Source organism: Labrys okinawensis (assembly GCF_047345005.1).
In the GTDB taxonomy this organism is placed as follows: Bacteria; Pseudomonadota; Alphaproteobacteria; order Rhizobiales; family Labraceae; genus Labrys; species Labrys okinawensis.
Genome location: NZ_CP178864.1, coordinates 2,715,780 through 2,732,540 on the forward strand (window position 1 = coordinate 2,715,780; position 16,761 = coordinate 2,732,540).

A 16,761-nucleotide genomic window follows, 5' to 3' on the forward strand; every position below is an offset into this window, starting at 1 on the left:
GTCCGGCAATGCCGTGAACGGCTTCTTAGGCCCGAGCAACAGCACCCTGCCGGACAGCACGGTCAGCATTACCGGCGTGGGCAACTCCGGCACCCAGTGTGTTACGACCGACAAGGCCACGCAGACCAATCGTGCGCTGTTCTACGGCAATTCCAGCCAGATATCGTCGACGTCGCTGAGTCTGGGTGGCGAACTCTATGACAACAGCGGCAATTTCGGCCTGGGCGGCGGGCAGACCGGAGCGACGATCAACTCGATGCGTGTCGGCGCCAGTTCCACCCTCGGTATTACCAATTCTGGCGCCTATTCGCTCGCCATTGGCGGCGCCCCCAACGCCACGGCCGCCTACGGCCCGAACGCCATCGCCATCGGCACCGCCAGCACGGCAGGTGTCTCCGGCAACACCACCATAGCCAACTCCGTCGCCATCGGCACCAGCGCCGTCGCCTTGAACAGCAACGCCCTGGCGCTGGGCCTCTCGGCGAGCGCCGGGAACACGGACGCCATCGCCATCGGCACCAGCTCCAATGCTTTTGTGGCGAATGCTGTCGCCATCGGCAACACCAGCAAGGTGCTGGGCGCCAACGGCATCGCCGTGGGGGCGGGCACCACTTCTGGTGCGAGCGGCCAGAACGTCGCCATGGGCGCGGGCTCGACCGCCAACAACAGCGCCGTCGCCATCGGCCTCGGCCAGACCGCCAATGGCAATGGCGCGGTCGCCATCGGTGATCCCAACACCGTTAACGGCACTGGCGCAGTGGGTCTGGGTGCCAATAATACCGCCAACGGCACGGCCGCGGTCGCCATCGGCAACAACAGCAACGCGACGGGAAGCAGCACCTTTGCCATTGGCGACAGCGCCGTTGCCTCTGCGACGAACGCAACCGCCATCGGTGCCTCCGCGAAAGCCTCGATCGCCAACAGCGTCGCCATCGGCAGCGGCTCGAACGCCGGCACGGCCGCGGTGGGCACCTCGTCCTTCTCGCTCGGTAGCACCACCTTTAGCGGCTTCGCCGGCACTTCGCCGATCGGCACGGTCGACATCGGCAACCGCGAGTTGACGAGCGTTGCCGCCGGCCGGGTCTCCGCAACCTCCACCGACGCGATCAATGGCAGCCAACTTTTCAGCGTAGCCTCGACCCTTTCGACGGGCATCTCCTCTCTTTCAACCTCGACCTCGACGGGCATCTCGTCGTTGTCGACGGGCGTGTCGTCGCTATCGACGGGTCTGTCGAGCACGAACAGCACGGTTACGTCGCTGTCGACCTCGACCTCGACGGGTATCGCCTCGCTGTCGACGAGTGCGTCTTCGCTGTCGACAGGTCTGTCGAGCACGAACAGCAGTGTGACGTCGCTGTCGACCTCGACCTCGACGGGTATCGCCTCGCTGTCGACTGGTGTGTCTTCTCTGTCGACGGGTCTGTCGAGCGCGAGCAGCACGGTGACGTCGCTGTCGACCTCGACCTCGACTGGTATCGCCTCGCTTTCGACTGGTGTGTCTTCGCTGTCGACGGGTCTGTCGAGCACGAACAGCACGGTGACGTCGCTATCGACATCGACCTCGACCGGTATCGCCTCGCTCTCGACGAGTGCGTCTTCGCTGTCGACGGGCTTGTCGAGCACGAACAGCACGGTGACGTCGCTGTCGACCTCGACCTCGACCGGTATTGCCTCGCTCTCGACGGGCGTGTCTTCGCTGTCGACCTCGACCTCGACGGGCATCGCCTCGCTCTCGACGAGTGTGTCTTCGCTGTCGACGGGCTTGTCGAGCACGAACAGCACGGTTACGTCGCTGTCGACCTCGACCTCGACGGGCATCGCCTCGCTGTCGACGAGTGCGTCTTCGCTGTCGACGGGTCTGTCGAGCACGAACAGCACGGTGACGTCGCTGTCGACCTCGACCTCGACCGGCATCGCCTCGCTGTCGACGAGTGCGTCTTCGCTGTCGACGGGCTTGTCGAGCACGAACAGCACGGTGACGTCGCTGTCGACCTCGACCTCGACGGGCATCGCCTCGCTGTCGACGAGTGCATCTTCGCTGTCGACGGGTCTGTCGAGCACGAACAGCACGGTGACGTCGCTGTCGACCTCGACCTCGACGGGCATCGCCTCGCTGTCGACGAGTGCGTCTTCGCTTTCGACAGGTCTGTCGAGCACGAACAGCACGATGGCGTCGTTGTCGACCTCGACGTCCAGCGGTGTCGCCTCGCTGTCCACCGGCCTGTCGAGCACGGACAGTAGCGTGGCGTCGCTGTCCACCGGCCTGTCGAGCACGGACAGTACCGTAACGTCGCTCTCGACGGGCGCATCTTCGCTGTCCACCTCGACGTCGACCGGCATCGCCTCGCTTTCGACCGGCCTGTCGAGCACGGACAGCACGGTGACTTCGCTATCGACCTCAACCTCGAGCGGTGTTGCCTCGTTGTCTACGGGCCTGTCGAGCACGGACAGCACGGTGACCTCGCTGTCGACCTCAACCTCGAGCGGTGTTGCCTCGTTGTCTACGGGCCTGTCGAGCACGGACAGCACGGTGACCTCGCTGTCGACTTCGACGTCGAGCGGCGTCGCCTCGCTTTCGACCGGCTTGTCGAGCACAGACAGCAGCGTAGCGTCGCTCTCAACCTCTACCTCGAGCGGCGTTGCCTCGCTGTCGACGGGTCTGTCGAGCACGAACAGCACGGTGACGTCGCTGTCGACCTCGACCTCGACCGGTATCGCCTCGCTGTCGACGGGCTTGTCGAGCACCGATAGCACCGTGACGTCGCTGTCGACTTCGACGTCGAGTGGCGTCGCCTCGTTGTCGACGGGCCTGTCGAGCACCGATAGCACCGTGACGTCGCTCTCCACTTCGACCTCGAGCGGCGTCGCCTCATTGTCCACCGGCTTGTCGAGCACAGACAGCACGGTGGCCTCGCTGTCGACCTCGACGTCGAGCGGTGTTGCCTCGTTGTCCACCGGCCTGTCGAGCACGGACAGCACGGTGGCGTCGCTGTCGACCTCGACCTCGACCGGCATCGCCTCGCTGTCGACGAGTACGTCTTCGCTTTCGACAGGTCTGTCGAGCACGAACAGCACGGTGACGTCGCTGTCGACCTCGACCTCGACCGGCATCGCCTCATTGTCGACGGGCGTGTCTTCGCTTTCGACCGGCCTGTCGAGCACCGACAGCACCGTGACGTCGCTTTCGACCTCGACATCGAGCGGCGTCGCCTCGCTGTCGACCGGCCTGTCGAGCACCGACAGCACGGTGGCGTCGTTGTCGACCTCGACCTCAAGCGGCGTCGCCTCGCTTTCGACCGGCCTGTCGAGCACGGAGAGCACGGTGGCGTCGCTCTCCACCTCGACGTCGAGCGGTGTTGCCTCGCTGTCCACCGGCCTGTCGAGCACCGATAGCACCGTGACGTCGCTCTCCACCTCGACCTCGAGCGGCGTCGCCTCATTGTCCACCGGCCTGTCGAGCACGGACAGCACGGTGGCCTCGCTGTCGACCTCGACGTCGAGCGGTGTTGCCTCGTTGTCCACCAGCCTGTCGAGCACGGATAGCACCGTGACGTCGCTCTCAGCCTCTACCTCGAGCGGTGTTGCCTCGCTTTCGACAGGTCTGTCGAGCACGAACAGCACGATGGCGTCGTTGTCGACCTCGACGTCCAGCGGTGTTGCCTCATTGTCTACTGGCCTGTCGAGCACCGACAGCACCGTGGCGTCGCTCTCGACGGGCGCATCTTCGCTGTCCACCTCGACGTCGACCGGTATCGCCTCGCTTTCGACCGGCTTGTCGAGCACAGACAGCACGGTGGCGTCGCTCTCCACCTCGACGTCGAGCGGCGTCGCCTCGCTTTCGACCGGCCTGTCGAGCACGGACAGCACGGTGGCCTCGCTGTCGACCTCGACGTCGAGTGGTGTCGCCTCGTTGTCCACCGGCCTGTCGAGCACAGACAGCACGGTGACGTCGCTCTCCACTTCGACCTCGAGCAGCATCACCTCGCTGTCGACCGGCTTGTCGAGTACCGACAGCACGGTGGCCTCGCTGTCGACCTCGACGTCGAGTGGTGTCGCCTCGCTATCGACATCGACGTCGAGCGGCGTCGCCTCGTTGTCGACGGGCGTATCTTCACTGTCGACCTCGACCTCGACCGGCATCGCCTCGCTGTCGACGAGTGCGTCTTCGCTGTCGACGGGCTTGTCGAGCACGAACAGCACGGTGACGTCGCTGTCGACCTCGACGTCGAGTGGTATCACCTCGTTGTCCACCAGCCTGTCGAGCACAGACAGCACGGTGGCGTCGTTGTCGACCTCGACGTCCAGCGGTGTTGCCTCATTGTCTACTGGCCTGTCGAGCACCGACAGCACCGTGGCGTCGCTCTCGACGGGCGCATCTTCGCTGTCCACCTCGACGTCGACCGGCATCGCCTCGCTTTCGACCGGCTTGTCGAGCACAGACAGCACGGTGGCGTCGCTCTCCACCTCGACGTCGAGCGGCGTCGCCTCGCTTTCGACCGGCCTGTCGAGTACGGATAGTAGCGTGGCGTCGCTCTCCACCTCGACGTCGAGCGGTGTTGCCTCGTTGTCCACCGGCCTGTCGAGCACGGACAGCACGCTGACCTCGCTGTCGACCTCGACGTCGAGCGGCGTCGCCTCATTGTCCACCGGCCTGTCGAGCACCGACAGCAGTGTGGCGTCGCTGTCAACCGGCTTGGCGAGCACGGACAGCACGGTGACGTCGCTGTCGACTTCGACGTCGAGTGGCGTCGCCTCGCTCTCGACGGGTGCATCTTCGCTATCCACCTCGACGTCGACCGGCATCGCCTCGCTTTCGACCGGCCTGTCGAGCACCGACAGCACGGTGACCTCGCTGTCGACTTCGACGTCGAGTGGCGTCGCCTCGTTGTCGACGGGCTTGTCGAGCACCGATAGCAGCGTGGCATCGCTGTCGACGGGCCTGTCGATCACGGACAGCACGGTGGCGTCGCTGTCGACCTCGACCTCAAGCGGCGTCGCCTCGCTTTCGACCAGCCTGTCGAGCACAGACAGCACGGTGACGTCGCTCTCCACTTCGACCTCGAGCGGCGTCGCCTCATTGTCCACCGGCTTGTCGAGCACAGACAGCAGCGTAGCGTCGCTCTCCTCCTCAACGTCGAGCGGTGTTGCCTCGTTGTCCACCGGCCTGTCGAGCACGGACAGCACGGTGGCGTCGTTGTCGACCTCGACGTCGAGTGGTGTCGCCTCGCTTTCGACCGGCCTGTCGAGCACCGATAGCCACGTGACGTCGCTGTCGACCTCGACATCGAGCGGCGTCGCCTCATTGTCCACCGGCCTGTCGAGCACGGACAGCACCGTGACGTCGCTCTCAACCTCTACCTCGAGCGGTGTCGCCTCGCTGTCCACCGGCCTGTCGAGCACCGATAGCACTGTGACGTCGCTCTCCACCTCGACCTCGAGTGGCGTCGCCTCGCTTTCGACCGGCTTGTCGAGTACCGACAGCACGGTGGCCTCGCTGTCGACCTCGACCTCGACCGGTATTTCCTCGCTCTCGACGGGTGTGTCTTCGCTGTCGACCTCGACGTCGAGTGGTGTCGCCTCGCTGTCGACCGGCCTCTCGAGCACAGACAGCAGCGTAGCGTCGCTCTCAACCTCTACCTCGAGCGGTGTTGCCTCTCTGTCCACCGGCCTGTCGAGCACGGACAGCACGGTGGCCTCGCTATCGACCTCGACGTCGAGCGGCGTCGCCTCGTTGTCGACGGGCGTATCTTCACTGTCGACCTCGACCTCGACCGGCATCGCCTCGCTTTCGACGGGCGTGTCTTCGCTGTCGACTTCGACGTCGACCGGCATCGCCTCGCTGTCGACGAGTGCGTCTTCGCTGTCGACGGGCTTGTCGAGCACGAACAGCACCGTGACCTCGCTCTCCACCTCGACGTCGAGCGGCGTCGCCTCACTGTCGACGGGCGTATCTTCGCTTTCAACCGGCCTGTCGAGTGTTGATTTCCGTTGAGAAGTGACCCGGGATTTCCATTGAGAACTGACCCGCCCCGATGATGTTTGTGTGTCAGGCTGAGGTCAAGTTTCGTGCCTTCTCCTTTGCTGGCTTTGGACTTTTCGCAGAGCTGTTTTTGAAGCGGAAGCTGTCGTTTCCGGTCTCCAGGATATGGCAGTGATGGGTGAGGCGATCGAGGAGCGCAGTGGTCATCTTGGCATCGCCGAAGACGGAAGCCCATTCGCTGAACCCGAGATTGGTGGTGATGACAACGCTGGTGCGCTCATAGAGTTTGGAGAGCAGGTGGAAGAGCAACGCGCCACCCGAGGCACTGAAGGGCAGGTATCCTAATTCGTCGAGGATAACGAGGTCGGAGTGGACGAGGCGACCGGCAATCTGACCGGCCTTTCCCTGGAGCTTTTCCTGCTCGAGAGCATTGACGAGTTCGACGGTTGAGAAGAAGCGAACGCGTTTATGATGATGTTCGATCGCCTGAACGCCGAGTGCGGTGGCGATGTGGGTCTTGCCCGTACCGGGGCCGCCGATCAGGACGATATTATGAGCGTCCTCGAGGAACTCACAGCGATGGAGATGGCGCACGAGAGCCTCGTTGACCTCGCTGGAAGTAAAGTCAAAGCCGCTGAGGTCTCGGTAGGCTGGAAAGCGGGCGATTTTGAGCTGATAGGCCGTTGATCGAACTTCGCGTTCGGCTGTCTCGGCCTTGAGGAGTTGCGCCAGGATCGGCATGGCGGCCTCGAAGGCCGGGGAGCCCTGTTCGGTCAATTCGCCGATGGCCTGGGCCATGCCGTGCATCTTGAGGCTGCGCAGCATGATGACGAGAGCGCCGCTTGCCGGATTATGACGCATGGCGAGCCTCCCGGCGCAGGGCCTCATAACGTTCGACATTGGCCTTGGGCTCAGTGGTCAGAACCAGAGCCTGGGGAGCGTCCACGGTTGGTGGGGTGATCGGCTTGCCGTCGATCAGGCGATGCAGCAGGTTGAGGATATGGGTCTTGGTCGGAACACCTGCACTCAATGCCAGTTCGACGGCCGTCAGCACGACCTGTTCGTCATGCTGAAGCACGAGCCCCAGGATCTCGACCATCTCGCGGTCGCCGCCTGGCGTTTTGAGCAAGCGGTGTTGCAACGATCGGAAGGCATCCGGCAAATCGGCAAAGGGGGCACCGTTGCGCAGGGCTCCTGGTTTGCGCTGGATGACCGCCAGATAATGGCGCCAATCATAGATCGTCTGGCCCTGTTGGGAATGGGACCGGACAAAGACCCGCCGATGCTCGCAGATAGCCTGGCCCTCGGCTGCGACGACGATGCGGTCTGGATAGAGCCTGACGCTGACCGGTCGATTGGCGAAGGAAGCTGGAACGCTGTAGCGGTTACGTTCCAGATGGATCAGGCAGGTCGGTGAGACGCGCTTGGTGTATTCGACAAAACCATCGAAGGGGCGTTGGACCGGCATCAGATGACGGATCTCCTCGTTCCAGACATCGGCGACGGTTCCGGATTGGACGCCGTGCGGGGTCAAGGACCATAGGTCCCGGCAGCGTGTCTCAAGCCAGTCGTTCAGCGCCTCCAGGGACGGGACGTTCGGCATGGGCTGCCACAGCCGATGCCGGGCATCCTGGACGTTCTTCTCGATCTGTCCCTTCTCCCAACCTGAGGCGGGATTGCAGAACTCGGCCTCGAACAAGAAGTGGCTGACCATTGCCGAGAAGCGGATGTTGACCTGGCGATCCTTGCCACGGCCGACTTTGTCGACCGCCGTGCGCATGTTGTCGTAAATCCCTCGGCGCGGCACGCCGCCCAGGACACGGAAGGCGTGATTGTGGGCATCGAACAGCATCTCGTGGCTTTGCTGGAGATAGGCCCGCAGCGTGAAGGCGCGGCTGCACGACAGCTTGAAGTGGGCAACCTGCAGCTTGGTTCGCTCGCCGCCGATGATGGCCCAGTCTTCGGACCAGTCGAACTGGAACGCCTCGCCCGACACGAAGGCCAGCGGCACGAAGGTGCCACGACCGCTGGTGCGCTGCTCATGCTGGCGGGCTGCCTTCCATTCGCGCGCGAAGGCCGCCACCCGATTGTAGGAGCCTCCGTAACCAAGGACTGTCAGATCGGCATGCAACTGTTTGATCGTGCGCTTGTGCTTGCGGCTCTTGCCGGCTTCCACCCGCAGCATCGCCGACAGCTTGTCCACATAAGGATCAAGCTTGCTGGGCCGATCGGGAACAGCGAACCGAGGCTCAATCCGCTCGGCGCGCAAATACTTGCGAACTGTGTTCCTCGATAGCCCAGTGCGTCGGCATATCTCCCGGATCGGCAAATGGTCCCGGTAGTGCCAGCGTCGAATGACGCTCAATAACTCCATGTTGATCACTCCGTCGTCCCCTGCGCTAGCCGCACAGGGGGAGCTTCGAACATGGGTCAATTCTCGATGGAAAAATCCCCTCCGACTGGGTCACTTCTCAGTGGAAATCAACACCGTCGCTCAATGCTTATGACGCCAGCCATGGTTCGGGTACGGCCCAGAGGATCACCAACCTCGCCAATGGCACGGTGGCGGCGGGCTCGACCGATGCGGTAAATGGCGGCCAGCTCTTCGCCACCAACACCACCATCAGCAATCTTGGCAACTCCATGGCCAACGGCCTCGGCGGCGGCTCAAGCTACGATCCCACGACTGGCACCGTCACCACTGCGCTGAATTATGGCGGCAACCAATATAGTTCGGTGCAGGGGGTGATCGACCAGATCGGCGGCTCGCTCAATGGTGGCGGCATCAAGTATTTCCACGCCAATTCGACCAAGGGTGACAGCCAGGCCAATGGCCCCGACAGCATCGCTGTCGGCCCCAACGCCGTCGCGACGGCGGCGGGCACAGGTGCCATTGCCCTGGGCCTCGACAGCAATGCCAGCGCGACGGGCGCCATGGCGATCGGCCAGTTTGCTTCGGCCCGCGGGGCCAACGGCATCGCCATGGGCGTGAGCGCCGTCTCGGGCGCCACCGGCCAGAACGTCGCCATCGGTGCGGGCGCCAGCGCCAATGCCGCCACGGCGGGCGGCGGCGCGGTGTCGATCGGTCTGGGCAACACGGCCCAGGGCGACGGCGCGGTGGCGATCGGCGATCCCAACACCGCCATTGGCACGGGCGCCGTGGCGATGGGCGCCAACAACACGGCCAACGGGCAGGGCGCGGTGGCGCTGGGCAACACCAGCACAGCCACCGGGCAGGGCTCGTTCGCGGCCGGCAACAATTCGAATGCCGGAGCAGCCGGCGCGGTTGCCCTCGGGGATACGGCGCTGGGCGCTGCCGCCAACACGGTCGCCGTCGGTTCGGGTGCCAAGGCAAACAATGCCAATGATGTGGCGCTCGGCTCCGGCTCGACCACGGCCGCGGTCGTCAACACTACCGGCACCACCATCGCCGGCACGGCCTATACCTTCGCGGGCACCAACGCGACCTCGACGGTCAGCGTCGGCACAGCAGGTGCCGAGCGCACGGTCACCAACGTGGCCGCAGGCCAGATCACGGCGACATCGACCGACGCCGTCAACGGCTCGCAGCTTTACGCCACCAACCAGGCCGTCCAGGCCGTGGGCCAGCAGGTAACGCAGCTTGCCGACGACGCTGTCCAGTACGATGCTCGCTCGAACAAGAGCTCCATCACGCTCGGTGGCGCCAACGGCACAACCATCAGCAATGTCGCCAACGGCACGGTGACTGCGACCTCGACCGATGCGGTGAACGGCTCGCAGCTTTATGCGGTGCAGCAGCTGGTTGGCGCGGGCTGGAATCTCAGCACCAATGGTGGCACAGCCACCAATGTCGCGCCCAACGGCAATGTCGATCTAAGCAGCGCCGACGGCAACATGGTGATCAGCCAGACCGGCACGCAAGTGAAGTTCGCCCTGTCCGACAAGGTGAACGTCGCCAACAGCATCTCGGTCGGAAAAACGACCATGACCGCCAGTGGTATATCGGTCGGCGGAACGGGCGGAACGTCGATCACCAAGGACGGCATGACGGTGGGCGACACAACCATTAGCGGGACCGGCTTGACCATTGCCAATGGTGGCCCGAGCATCACCACCAGCGGAATCTACGCGGGCAAGCAGAAGATCACAGGCGTCGGCGCCGGGACGATCTACGCGGCCTCGACGGATGCGGTAAACGGCTCGCAGCTATACGGTACGGCTCAATCCGTGGCGACTGCGCTCGGCGGCAACTCAGTCGTGAAGAGCGACGGGACGATCAGCCGTCCCAACTATACGGTTGGCGGCAAGACCTACAACAGCGTCGGTACCGCTATCACCGCCCTCGACTCGCAGTTCAACGGTATCGGCAACAGCATTTCCAACCTGCAAAGCCAGATTTCACACAACCAGAACGAGGCTCGCAGCGGTATCGCCCAGGCGATGGCTGCCTCGGCCCTGCGCTACGACGACCGTCCGGGCAAGATCTCCGCTGCGGCCGGCATGTCGGTCTATCACAGCCAGGTCGGCATCGCCGCCGGTATTGGCTGGACCTCCGAGGATGCCAAGTGGCGCGCCAACCTCGCCGGCACCTATTCGCCAGGTGCCCGCAAGCCTGATTTCGGTGTGATGGGTGGCCTGTCCTATACTTTCAACTGACGCGGCAGATGTCAGAGCTCCTCAAACTGAAAAGTCCCGGGAAACCGGGGCTTTTCTTTTGGACGATAGGCTATCCTGCAGCCTCGATCATCAGCACCAACCGCTCGATCCCAGAGGGCGCGAAGATCTCGGCGCCGGCGTGCCCAGCAGAGTCGCCGTCACCTTGCCGCCGTTATGGACAGTTCCATCTAAATCATCGTTGCGGATGAAGCTACAGCTGCACGAAGGCCGGCCGTCGATGAGGAGGGTGAAGCAGCAAATCTCAGCGCAAGCCAGCACGACGGCGCGGGCTGGGGCAAAGCTTTTGGCCCTCTCAATTCCGATCACAAGGCAGAATTCGTAGCCCGTAGCCGGTCAACGATTTCCGCCAGCACATACCAGACAAAATTCGGCGTGGTTTCAACCATGTATCGAAATTGTCTTGCATCGAGAAGTGCAATTTCGGACGCCTCTATGGCCTTTGCCGTAGCCGATCTTGGCTTATTATCAATCAAAGATACAATACCGAACGCTCGTCCTTCGGTGACTTGTTCAATAATTTTATCATGACTACTGACTTCAACTACACCTCTGAGAATTATGTACGCATATTTTGGCGTGTCGCCCTGCCGAAAGACAACATCCCCGGCGGCATAATTAATCACAGTCCCCAGACCGCGAGCTAGTTGGCGAAAATCGATAGGCGGGGCTGCAGACCTAGTCGTCGAAGAAAGATCGTTCATCGTTACCTCGCCCAATCAAAGAATTGTTATCGAAATTTCATTCGGGTGTCATCATATCGTAATAATCGGCTTCGTTCCAATTCAAAGTTGGCGGCTATCTCGCGACAGACGCGAACGCGCCGCGCAGGCCATGCATCCAGAATACGCAGGATTCAATCCGTCGGCGGTATTGGCCAGGTAAGTTTGGTTCACCCCCAAAGGGAGCCATTTTTCCGAGTGCTCACGCCGCTTTTCGCAGCCTTTTTATACCCCTCCAGACCAGGAGCAGCATGATGGGCGCGGCGCAGAGCATGACGATCCCTTTGTCGACATGCCAGATATGGCTGAAGCCTTCGATGATGTAGCCGAGGATCGCGAGCGCGTAGTAGGAGATCGCGATGATCGAGAGACCCTCGACCGTTTCCTGCAGACGATATTGGCTCTCCGAGGTTCGCGAAATCGTATCGAGGATCGTCTGGTTCTGCATTTCCAGATTGAGGCTGATATGGGCGTTGAGGAGCTCGGCGGATCGCTGCAGCTTCATCGCCAGTGCCTTGAGCCTTTTCTCCGTCGCCAGGCAGGTTGCCACCGCCGGATCGGTGCGGTTGGTCAGGTAGCGTTCGATCGTGGTGAATTCGCCGATCGGCGTTTCCACCAATTGCACCAAACGTGTCTTGAGCACGTCGGCATAGGCCTGGCTTGCTGCAAAACGAAAGCTGGTCTCTTCGATACCGCGACCGACCTCGGCGGAAAGGGCATGGATACCGTCGAGGGCTACGCGGTTTTCGGCAAGCGAATGAGCGTGGCCAATGCGGCCCATCACGCCGCTCAGCGCGGCCTCCAGTCCCTGGATCGTCGGCGCGTAGGAGCGTGCGACGGGCAGGCCGAGCAACACGAAATTGCTGTAGGTCTCGATCTCCAGCAATCGGCGCACGAGGACGCCGCGGCGAAGTACGTTGCATTGGCCCGCGGCCAGCTCATAGCGCGTGAAACCATCGCGATCGCGCTTGAAGTCCGTGGCTACCTGCGCATGGCCCGCATACATGTCGGAATAGCACAAAGTGATGGGGTTGAACCCTACCAGGGCTTCCTCGGTAATGGTGAAGGTGTCCGTGAGATCGATGCGCGTGGCGCTTACGAGTTGAAGCCCCTCGAAACACGATAGCCCGATGTCCTCCGGCCACGCCTCCCAGTCCGTGAGCACCGATTGCCAGGTCAGCGTCGCAAATTCGTTATGAAGCTCCCAGGTGATCTTGCGACCGCTTCGTTCGGCCTTGATGTGACGGATGCGGCCGTCATCGGGCGACAAAGTAGGCATCCCGGCAAACGCAGCGAAACGAGCGGCGACTTCCTGCAGCGCAGGCCCGTTGGGCCCGGGCATGAACGATACTCTTCGGATACGCGCGGAAGTGGCGATTGGCTCGATGGCCCGAGCATGCAACTCGGCATAGATGGCTTCCCTGCTCGGATGCTCAACGAACACGGATCCACCCGCGTCCGGTGCGGCACGTGCCGTCATGGTCTCAATTCCCCCCACTCCCGCGTCGGCATGGACAGTGCACGGGTTCAAACTCTCCAAAGGCTCAAAGACAAGGCCGGTGTCGCCGCCATACCTCATATTCCTGCGAATTGACACGAGAAGGCCGCGCGCATCGAGGCCCGCATCCATTTGCCGCGGTCGAACGACACGTTAGCCAGTATGGGCGGCCATCCGGGGACGACGCCGTTTACGCTCGCGCTCCGGGATCTGTCAGGCGTCATATCCATTAGCGGCAAGGAGGGGTCTCCGCTGATGTTGCCCTTCCTGTTGAATGATTGTTGCGCAGAGCCGCTTTGCAAACCCTTGACACCGCCTAACCGCCTTTGACTCCAAGATGTGGGAAAAATCCACACAATTCGATTGCGGGAGTTGACGATGGCCAGCGATCGACATTATAAGTAAGTGGGAAATTATCCCACATAGTGTCGATGTTTTTGGGACACTTTTGTTGTGCTTGAGCAACATGCGAAGGGGCTCGGCACCCAATTGGACCACCGGCCCTGGAAAGGTTTGATGCTCTCAAAGCCTCGTCTGGTTGCCCGCTGACCAAGCACAGGAGAAGAAGTTAACGTGCTCAGAGAAGAGGCCTCGGCGATTCATGTTCTCATTGCGTGCATGCCAAAATCCGGATCGACATTTCTGTCCGACGTCATCAGTCAATTGCCAGGTTGGACGCGGGCGATTCCGGTCCCGTCAGGTTGCAGACGCGAGCAGGAACTCGACGAAAGCTGCCTGCAGCAAGTGAATGATATCAACTATGTTGCGCAGCTTCATGTTCGTTACAGTGACTGGACCGACCAGATGTGCCATGACTACCGTATCAAACCGGTGGTCCTCATTCGCAGCCTATATGATGCCGTCGTGAGTATTCGCGACCACTTGAGAAATGAGAGCCATATCTGGCCGATGATTTTTCTGGAGCCGTATCATGCAGATCTCGACGATGCCACCCTTGACCGGATGATCATCCGCCTGGCTCTGCCTTGGTATCTGAACTTCTACATGAGCTGGCGCAAAGCGCGGCATGCCCTAATCCTCAGTTATGAAGAGGTCGTGGCGGACCCTGCAAAGGCCGTCCGCGACATTCTTTCCTTCGCAGGAGCAACCGTGGGCGCATCGGATATCGAGGCTGCAGTCCAATTCGTACGAAATGCGAAGGCAAGCCGCCTTAATGTGGGAGTGAGCGGGCGCGGCAACGCTCTAAGTCCGGAAGCAGTTCGGGACGTATTGGCGTTGCTGGCGCTCTACCCGGAGGCTGCTGCAGATCCATATTTTCAGATGCTCAACGCCCACGGCGCGGCTATACTTGCCGGCGAAGCCCTTCCGCCGTCCATCGTCCCAGCGGCTCCACGAGTGGTGCGGACGACATTGCCGCAAAGATCCCCGTCACCGATCGACTCCAATCAGTGGAACGAGCTGCTGATAAGGCGCTTCGTTCCAGCATTGCTGGTATCCTTGGCGGTGATCTATTGGCTGCTGCCAATCGATCTGATCCCTGATGCAGCCCCCTATGGCATGGTGGACCATGTGGTCGCCTTGATTGTCCTTGTTTTCCTGGCAGGGCGTCTGACGCGACACAGGTCGCGGGTCAAAAAAAGAAAACAGAAGACGCGTGCGAGCGGAATTCCATCCCGCGCCTTATAACCAGTGATGCGCTGGTCCTGGGCATGCTCCTCGGCGCTTTCGATCCCATAGGCTCATCGCTGGTTGTGGTGCGATTGCGCCACTTGCTGACGGTCTTGGGGTTCAGACCATAGCGGACGGCAAGGGTCCGGCTGCTGTCTTGCGAGGCTTGGAGTTCGGCGCAAATACGCGGCGTCGTGCGGGCGCCGCGGTAAAGAACTCCTGCCATAGATCATCCTCTTCCTGACGACTTAGGATCGATGATGCACCATCAGAATCTGGGACTGTACGGCTAGGAAGTTGAGTTCTCACCAGATTGCATTGCGGCAATCCATCACGATGGTCGTAACGGTCATAGCGCTGGAGGCTTCCGAGGTGAGGAACAGGATAGCAGAGGCGATCGTCCGGCCGAGCAACGGGCTTAGTAGGCGTCATGTCCATCCAGGTAGCAAAGCGCGCAGGGTCGGCGAGCCGATCAAGCCGCCCACCACGCTGCTGCGCCGGGGCTTCGACATGGATGCGCCGAAAGCCTATGTCATCCACACGAAAGAGATCTCGCGCGTCGGCTCGGTGGTGACCCCGTGCCGCCAGTGCACTTGCTGGGCTGACGGCCGCATCTGGCTCTGGCTCGGCTGCTGCTGCAAGACCGACCGCGGCGAGGGCTCGAGCGGCCTTGCCTTCGACCATATCATCGACCTGCCGAAGAATCCCGAGCGGGCAACGAACCGGATTACCCTCACTAGATCATCGCCGCGCAAAAAATATCAGCACTTTCACGCTGCATCGCACAATATTTGGACTTGCTCAAAAATGTGCCTCGCCTCATCGTTGTGCAACGTGAAGGAGAGTCATCCTTCCGGATGCCGTGTGGGCCAATGAGGGCCCTCAGCGCGGTTAATTCCTAATTTCAGGGCCTTTGAGGCTCGGCGCTCATTGTCGGGCGCAGAACGGCAACGCCGCCGATCGATCCCGTTTGCCGTTCTGGCACTGCCGAGGGCAGGGGGGCGATCGGCGGCTTTTTTGTTTTCGCCACAATCATGCGGAGCGGAACCATGAAGACGCGGGACTTTCTCAAGGCAGGGCATTGGCCAACTCTGGTGGCCGCCTTCTTCTATTTCGACATGAGCTTCATGGTCTGGATCCTGCTCGGGCCCCTGGCTGTACAGATCGCCACCGACCTCAAGCTCGATCCTGCCCAGAAGGGCCTGATGGTCGCTTTGCCGGTGCTCGCTGGTGCGTTTCTGCGCGTGGTCAACGGTTTCCTCGTCGACCGGTTGCGCCCGCGCCTCACCGGTATCGTCGCCCAGGTTGTCGTGATCGCTGGCTTGCTCGGCTTCTGGCATTTCGGCGTGCACTCATATGGCCAGGTCCTTGCCCTCGGCGTGGTCCTCGGCGTCGCTGGCGCCTCCTTTGCCGTGGCGCTGCCGCTCGCCTCGCGTTGGTATCCGCCTCAATATCAGGGTGTTGCCCTCGGCATCGCTGGGGCGGGCAACTCCGGCACCGTGTTCGCTGCCCTGTTCGCGCCGGCGCTCGCGGCTGTTTTCGGCTGGAACAATGTCATAGGCCTTGCCGCTCTGCCGCTCACGCTGGCACTGGCATTCTATCTGGCCTGCGCTAAAGACAGCCCCAGCCAGCCGCGCGCCAAGTCCCTGACCGAATATGCCCAGGTCCTGCGCCAGCCCGATGCCTGGTGGTTCATGTTCTACTACGCCGTGACCTTCGGCGGCTTTTCGGGCCTGGCTTCTTCGCTCGGCTTCTATTTCAACTCACAATACGGCCTTGATCCGGTCACTGCCGGCTATTGCACGGCAGCCTGCGTACTCGCCGGCTCGCTGATGCGGCCGGTAGGCGGTGCCCTGTCCGATCGTTTCGGCGGCATCCGCATGCTGACCGCGCTCTACAGCGTGGCGGTCGCGGCGCTCATTCTCGCGAGCTTCGGATTCGCCCAGCTCTGGCTTGGCCTCGCCATCCTCGTGGTCGCGATGCTGGCGCTCGGCATGGGCAACGGCGCAGTGTTCCAACTCGTCCCGCAACGCTTCGGTGCCGAGATCGGCGTGATGACCGGTCTGGTGGGCATGACCGGCGGCGTCGGCGGCTTCTATCTCGCCTCCAGCCTCGGCTTCTCCAAACAGATCACCGGCAGCTACCAGGCCGGCTTCCTGATCTTCGCCACGCTGGCGGCTCTGGCCCTTCTCGCCCTCACGAGCGTCAAGCGCCGTTGGCGGACCACCTGGACCGCCGAGAACGGCTTCGCCGCGGCACGGATCTGAGGAGGGCGC

9 protein-coding genes and 1 pseudogene are annotated in these 16,761 nt (G+C 62.2%); 5 read left to right on the forward strand and 5 right to left on the reverse strand.

Features of this window, described 5'->3' with window-relative positions:
- Positions 1-640 precede the first annotated feature (640 nt).
- Positions 641-5,992 (forward strand): beta strand repeat-containing protein, encoded by a 5,352-nt coding sequence (locus tag ACMDCR_RS12665; RefSeq protein ID WP_413993603.1) that lies wholly within the window; start codon positions 641-643, stop codon positions 5,990-5,992.
- Between the two features lie 54 nt (positions 5,993-6,046).
- Here the strand turns inward: ACMDCR_RS12665 and istB are convergent, their stop codons facing one another.
- Complete coding sequence (gene istB, locus ACMDCR_RS12670) at positions 6,047-6,841, reverse strand: IS21-like element helper ATPase IstB (RefSeq protein ID WP_413991136.1); 795 nt, start codon at positions 6,839-6,841, stop codon at positions 6,047-6,049.
- A complete protein-coding gene (gene istA, locus ACMDCR_RS12675) occupies positions 6,831-8,354 on the reverse strand; it encodes an IS21 family transposase (protein ID WP_413989053.1) in 1,524 nt (507 codons plus the stop codon). Before istA ends, istB begins: the two co-directional genes overlap by 11 nt.
- A 188-nt stretch (positions 8,355-8,542) precedes the next feature.
- On the opposite strand from istA, the gene ACMDCR_RS12680 reads away from it, so the two are divergent.
- Positions 8,543-10,618 (forward strand): YadA family autotransporter adhesin, encoded by a 2,076-nt coding sequence (locus ACMDCR_RS12680; RefSeq protein ID WP_413992868.1) that lies wholly within the window; start codon positions 8,543-8,545, stop codon positions 10,616-10,618.
- 323 nt (positions 10,619-10,941) lie between these two features.
- Here the strand turns inward: ACMDCR_RS12680 and ACMDCR_RS12685 are convergent, their stop codons facing one another.
- The gene (locus ACMDCR_RS12685; protein ID WP_413992869.1) at positions 10,942-11,340 is read right to left on the reverse strand and encodes a Crp/Fnr family transcriptional regulator; all 399 of its coding nucleotides are present in this window, start codon (positions 11,338-11,340) and stop codon (positions 10,942-10,944) included.
- Positions 11,341-11,560: 220 nt separating this feature from the next.
- A complete protein-coding gene (locus ACMDCR_RS12690) occupies positions 11,561-12,838 on the reverse strand; it encodes a DUF3422 family protein (RefSeq protein WP_413992870.1) in 1,278 nt (425 codons plus the stop codon).
- A gap of 636 nt (positions 12,839-13,474) precedes the next feature.
- Between ACMDCR_RS12690 and ACMDCR_RS12695 the strand changes: the two genes are divergently transcribed.
- Positions 13,475-14,503 (forward strand): sulfotransferase domain-containing protein, encoded by a 1,029-nt coding sequence (locus tag ACMDCR_RS12695; protein ID WP_413993604.1) that lies wholly within the window; start codon positions 13,475-13,477, stop codon positions 14,501-14,503.
- Here the strand turns inward: ACMDCR_RS12695 and ACMDCR_RS12700 are convergent.
- A pseudogene (locus ACMDCR_RS12700) lies at positions 14,478-14,711 on the reverse strand (IS481 family transposase); the annotation flags it as partial. The gene ACMDCR_RS12695 and the pseudogene ACMDCR_RS12700 overlap by 26 nt on opposite strands.
- Positions 14,712-14,782: 71 nt before the next feature.
- Here ACMDCR_RS12700 and ACMDCR_RS12705 point away from each other — a divergent pair.
- Together ACMDCR_RS12705 and ACMDCR_RS12710 are read left to right on the forward strand one after the other, a co-directional pair.
- Positions 14,783-15,361, forward strand: a complete 579-nt coding sequence (locus ACMDCR_RS12705; protein WP_413992871.1) for a hypothetical protein — start codon at positions 14,783-14,785, stop codon at positions 15,359-15,361.
- 173 nt (positions 15,362-15,534) lie between these two features.
- On the forward strand, positions 15,535-16,752 hold the full coding sequence (locus ACMDCR_RS12710; protein WP_413992872.1) for a nitrate/nitrite transporter: 1,218 nt from the start codon (positions 15,535-15,537) through the stop codon (positions 16,750-16,752).
- The last annotated feature ends 9 nt before the right edge of the window (positions 16,753-16,761 follow it).

What these genes read in the sequence shown, in the direction of transcription:
- ACMDCR_RS12685 (WP_413992869.1), bottom strand. Translation starts at nt 11,340, where the DNA reads ATGAACGATCTTTCTTCGACGACTAGGTCTGCAGCCCCGCCTATCGAT.
- ACMDCR_RS12710 (WP_413992872.1), top strand. Translation starts at nt 15,535, where the DNA reads ATGAAGACGCGGGACTTTCTCAAGGCAGGGCATTGGCCAACTCTGGTG.
- ACMDCR_RS12690 (WP_413992870.1), bottom strand. Translation starts at nt 12,838, where the DNA reads ATGACGGCACGTGCCGCACCGGACGCGGGTGGATCCGTGTTCGTTGAG.
- istB (WP_413991136.1), bottom strand. Translation starts at nt 6,841, where the DNA reads ATGCGTCATAATCCGGCAAGCGGCGCTCTCGTCATCATGCTGCGCAGC.
- istA (WP_413989053.1), bottom strand. Translation starts at nt 8,354, where the DNA reads ATGGAGTTATTGAGCGTCATTCGACGCTGGCACTACCGGGACCATTTG.
- ACMDCR_RS12695 (WP_413993604.1), top strand. Translation starts at nt 13,475, where the DNA reads ATGCCAAAATCCGGATCGACATTTCTGTCCGACGTCATCAGTCAATTG.
- ACMDCR_RS12665 (WP_413993603.1), top strand. Translation starts at nt 641, where the DNA reads ATGGGCGCGGGCTCGACCGCCAACAACAGCGCCGTCGCCATCGGCCTC.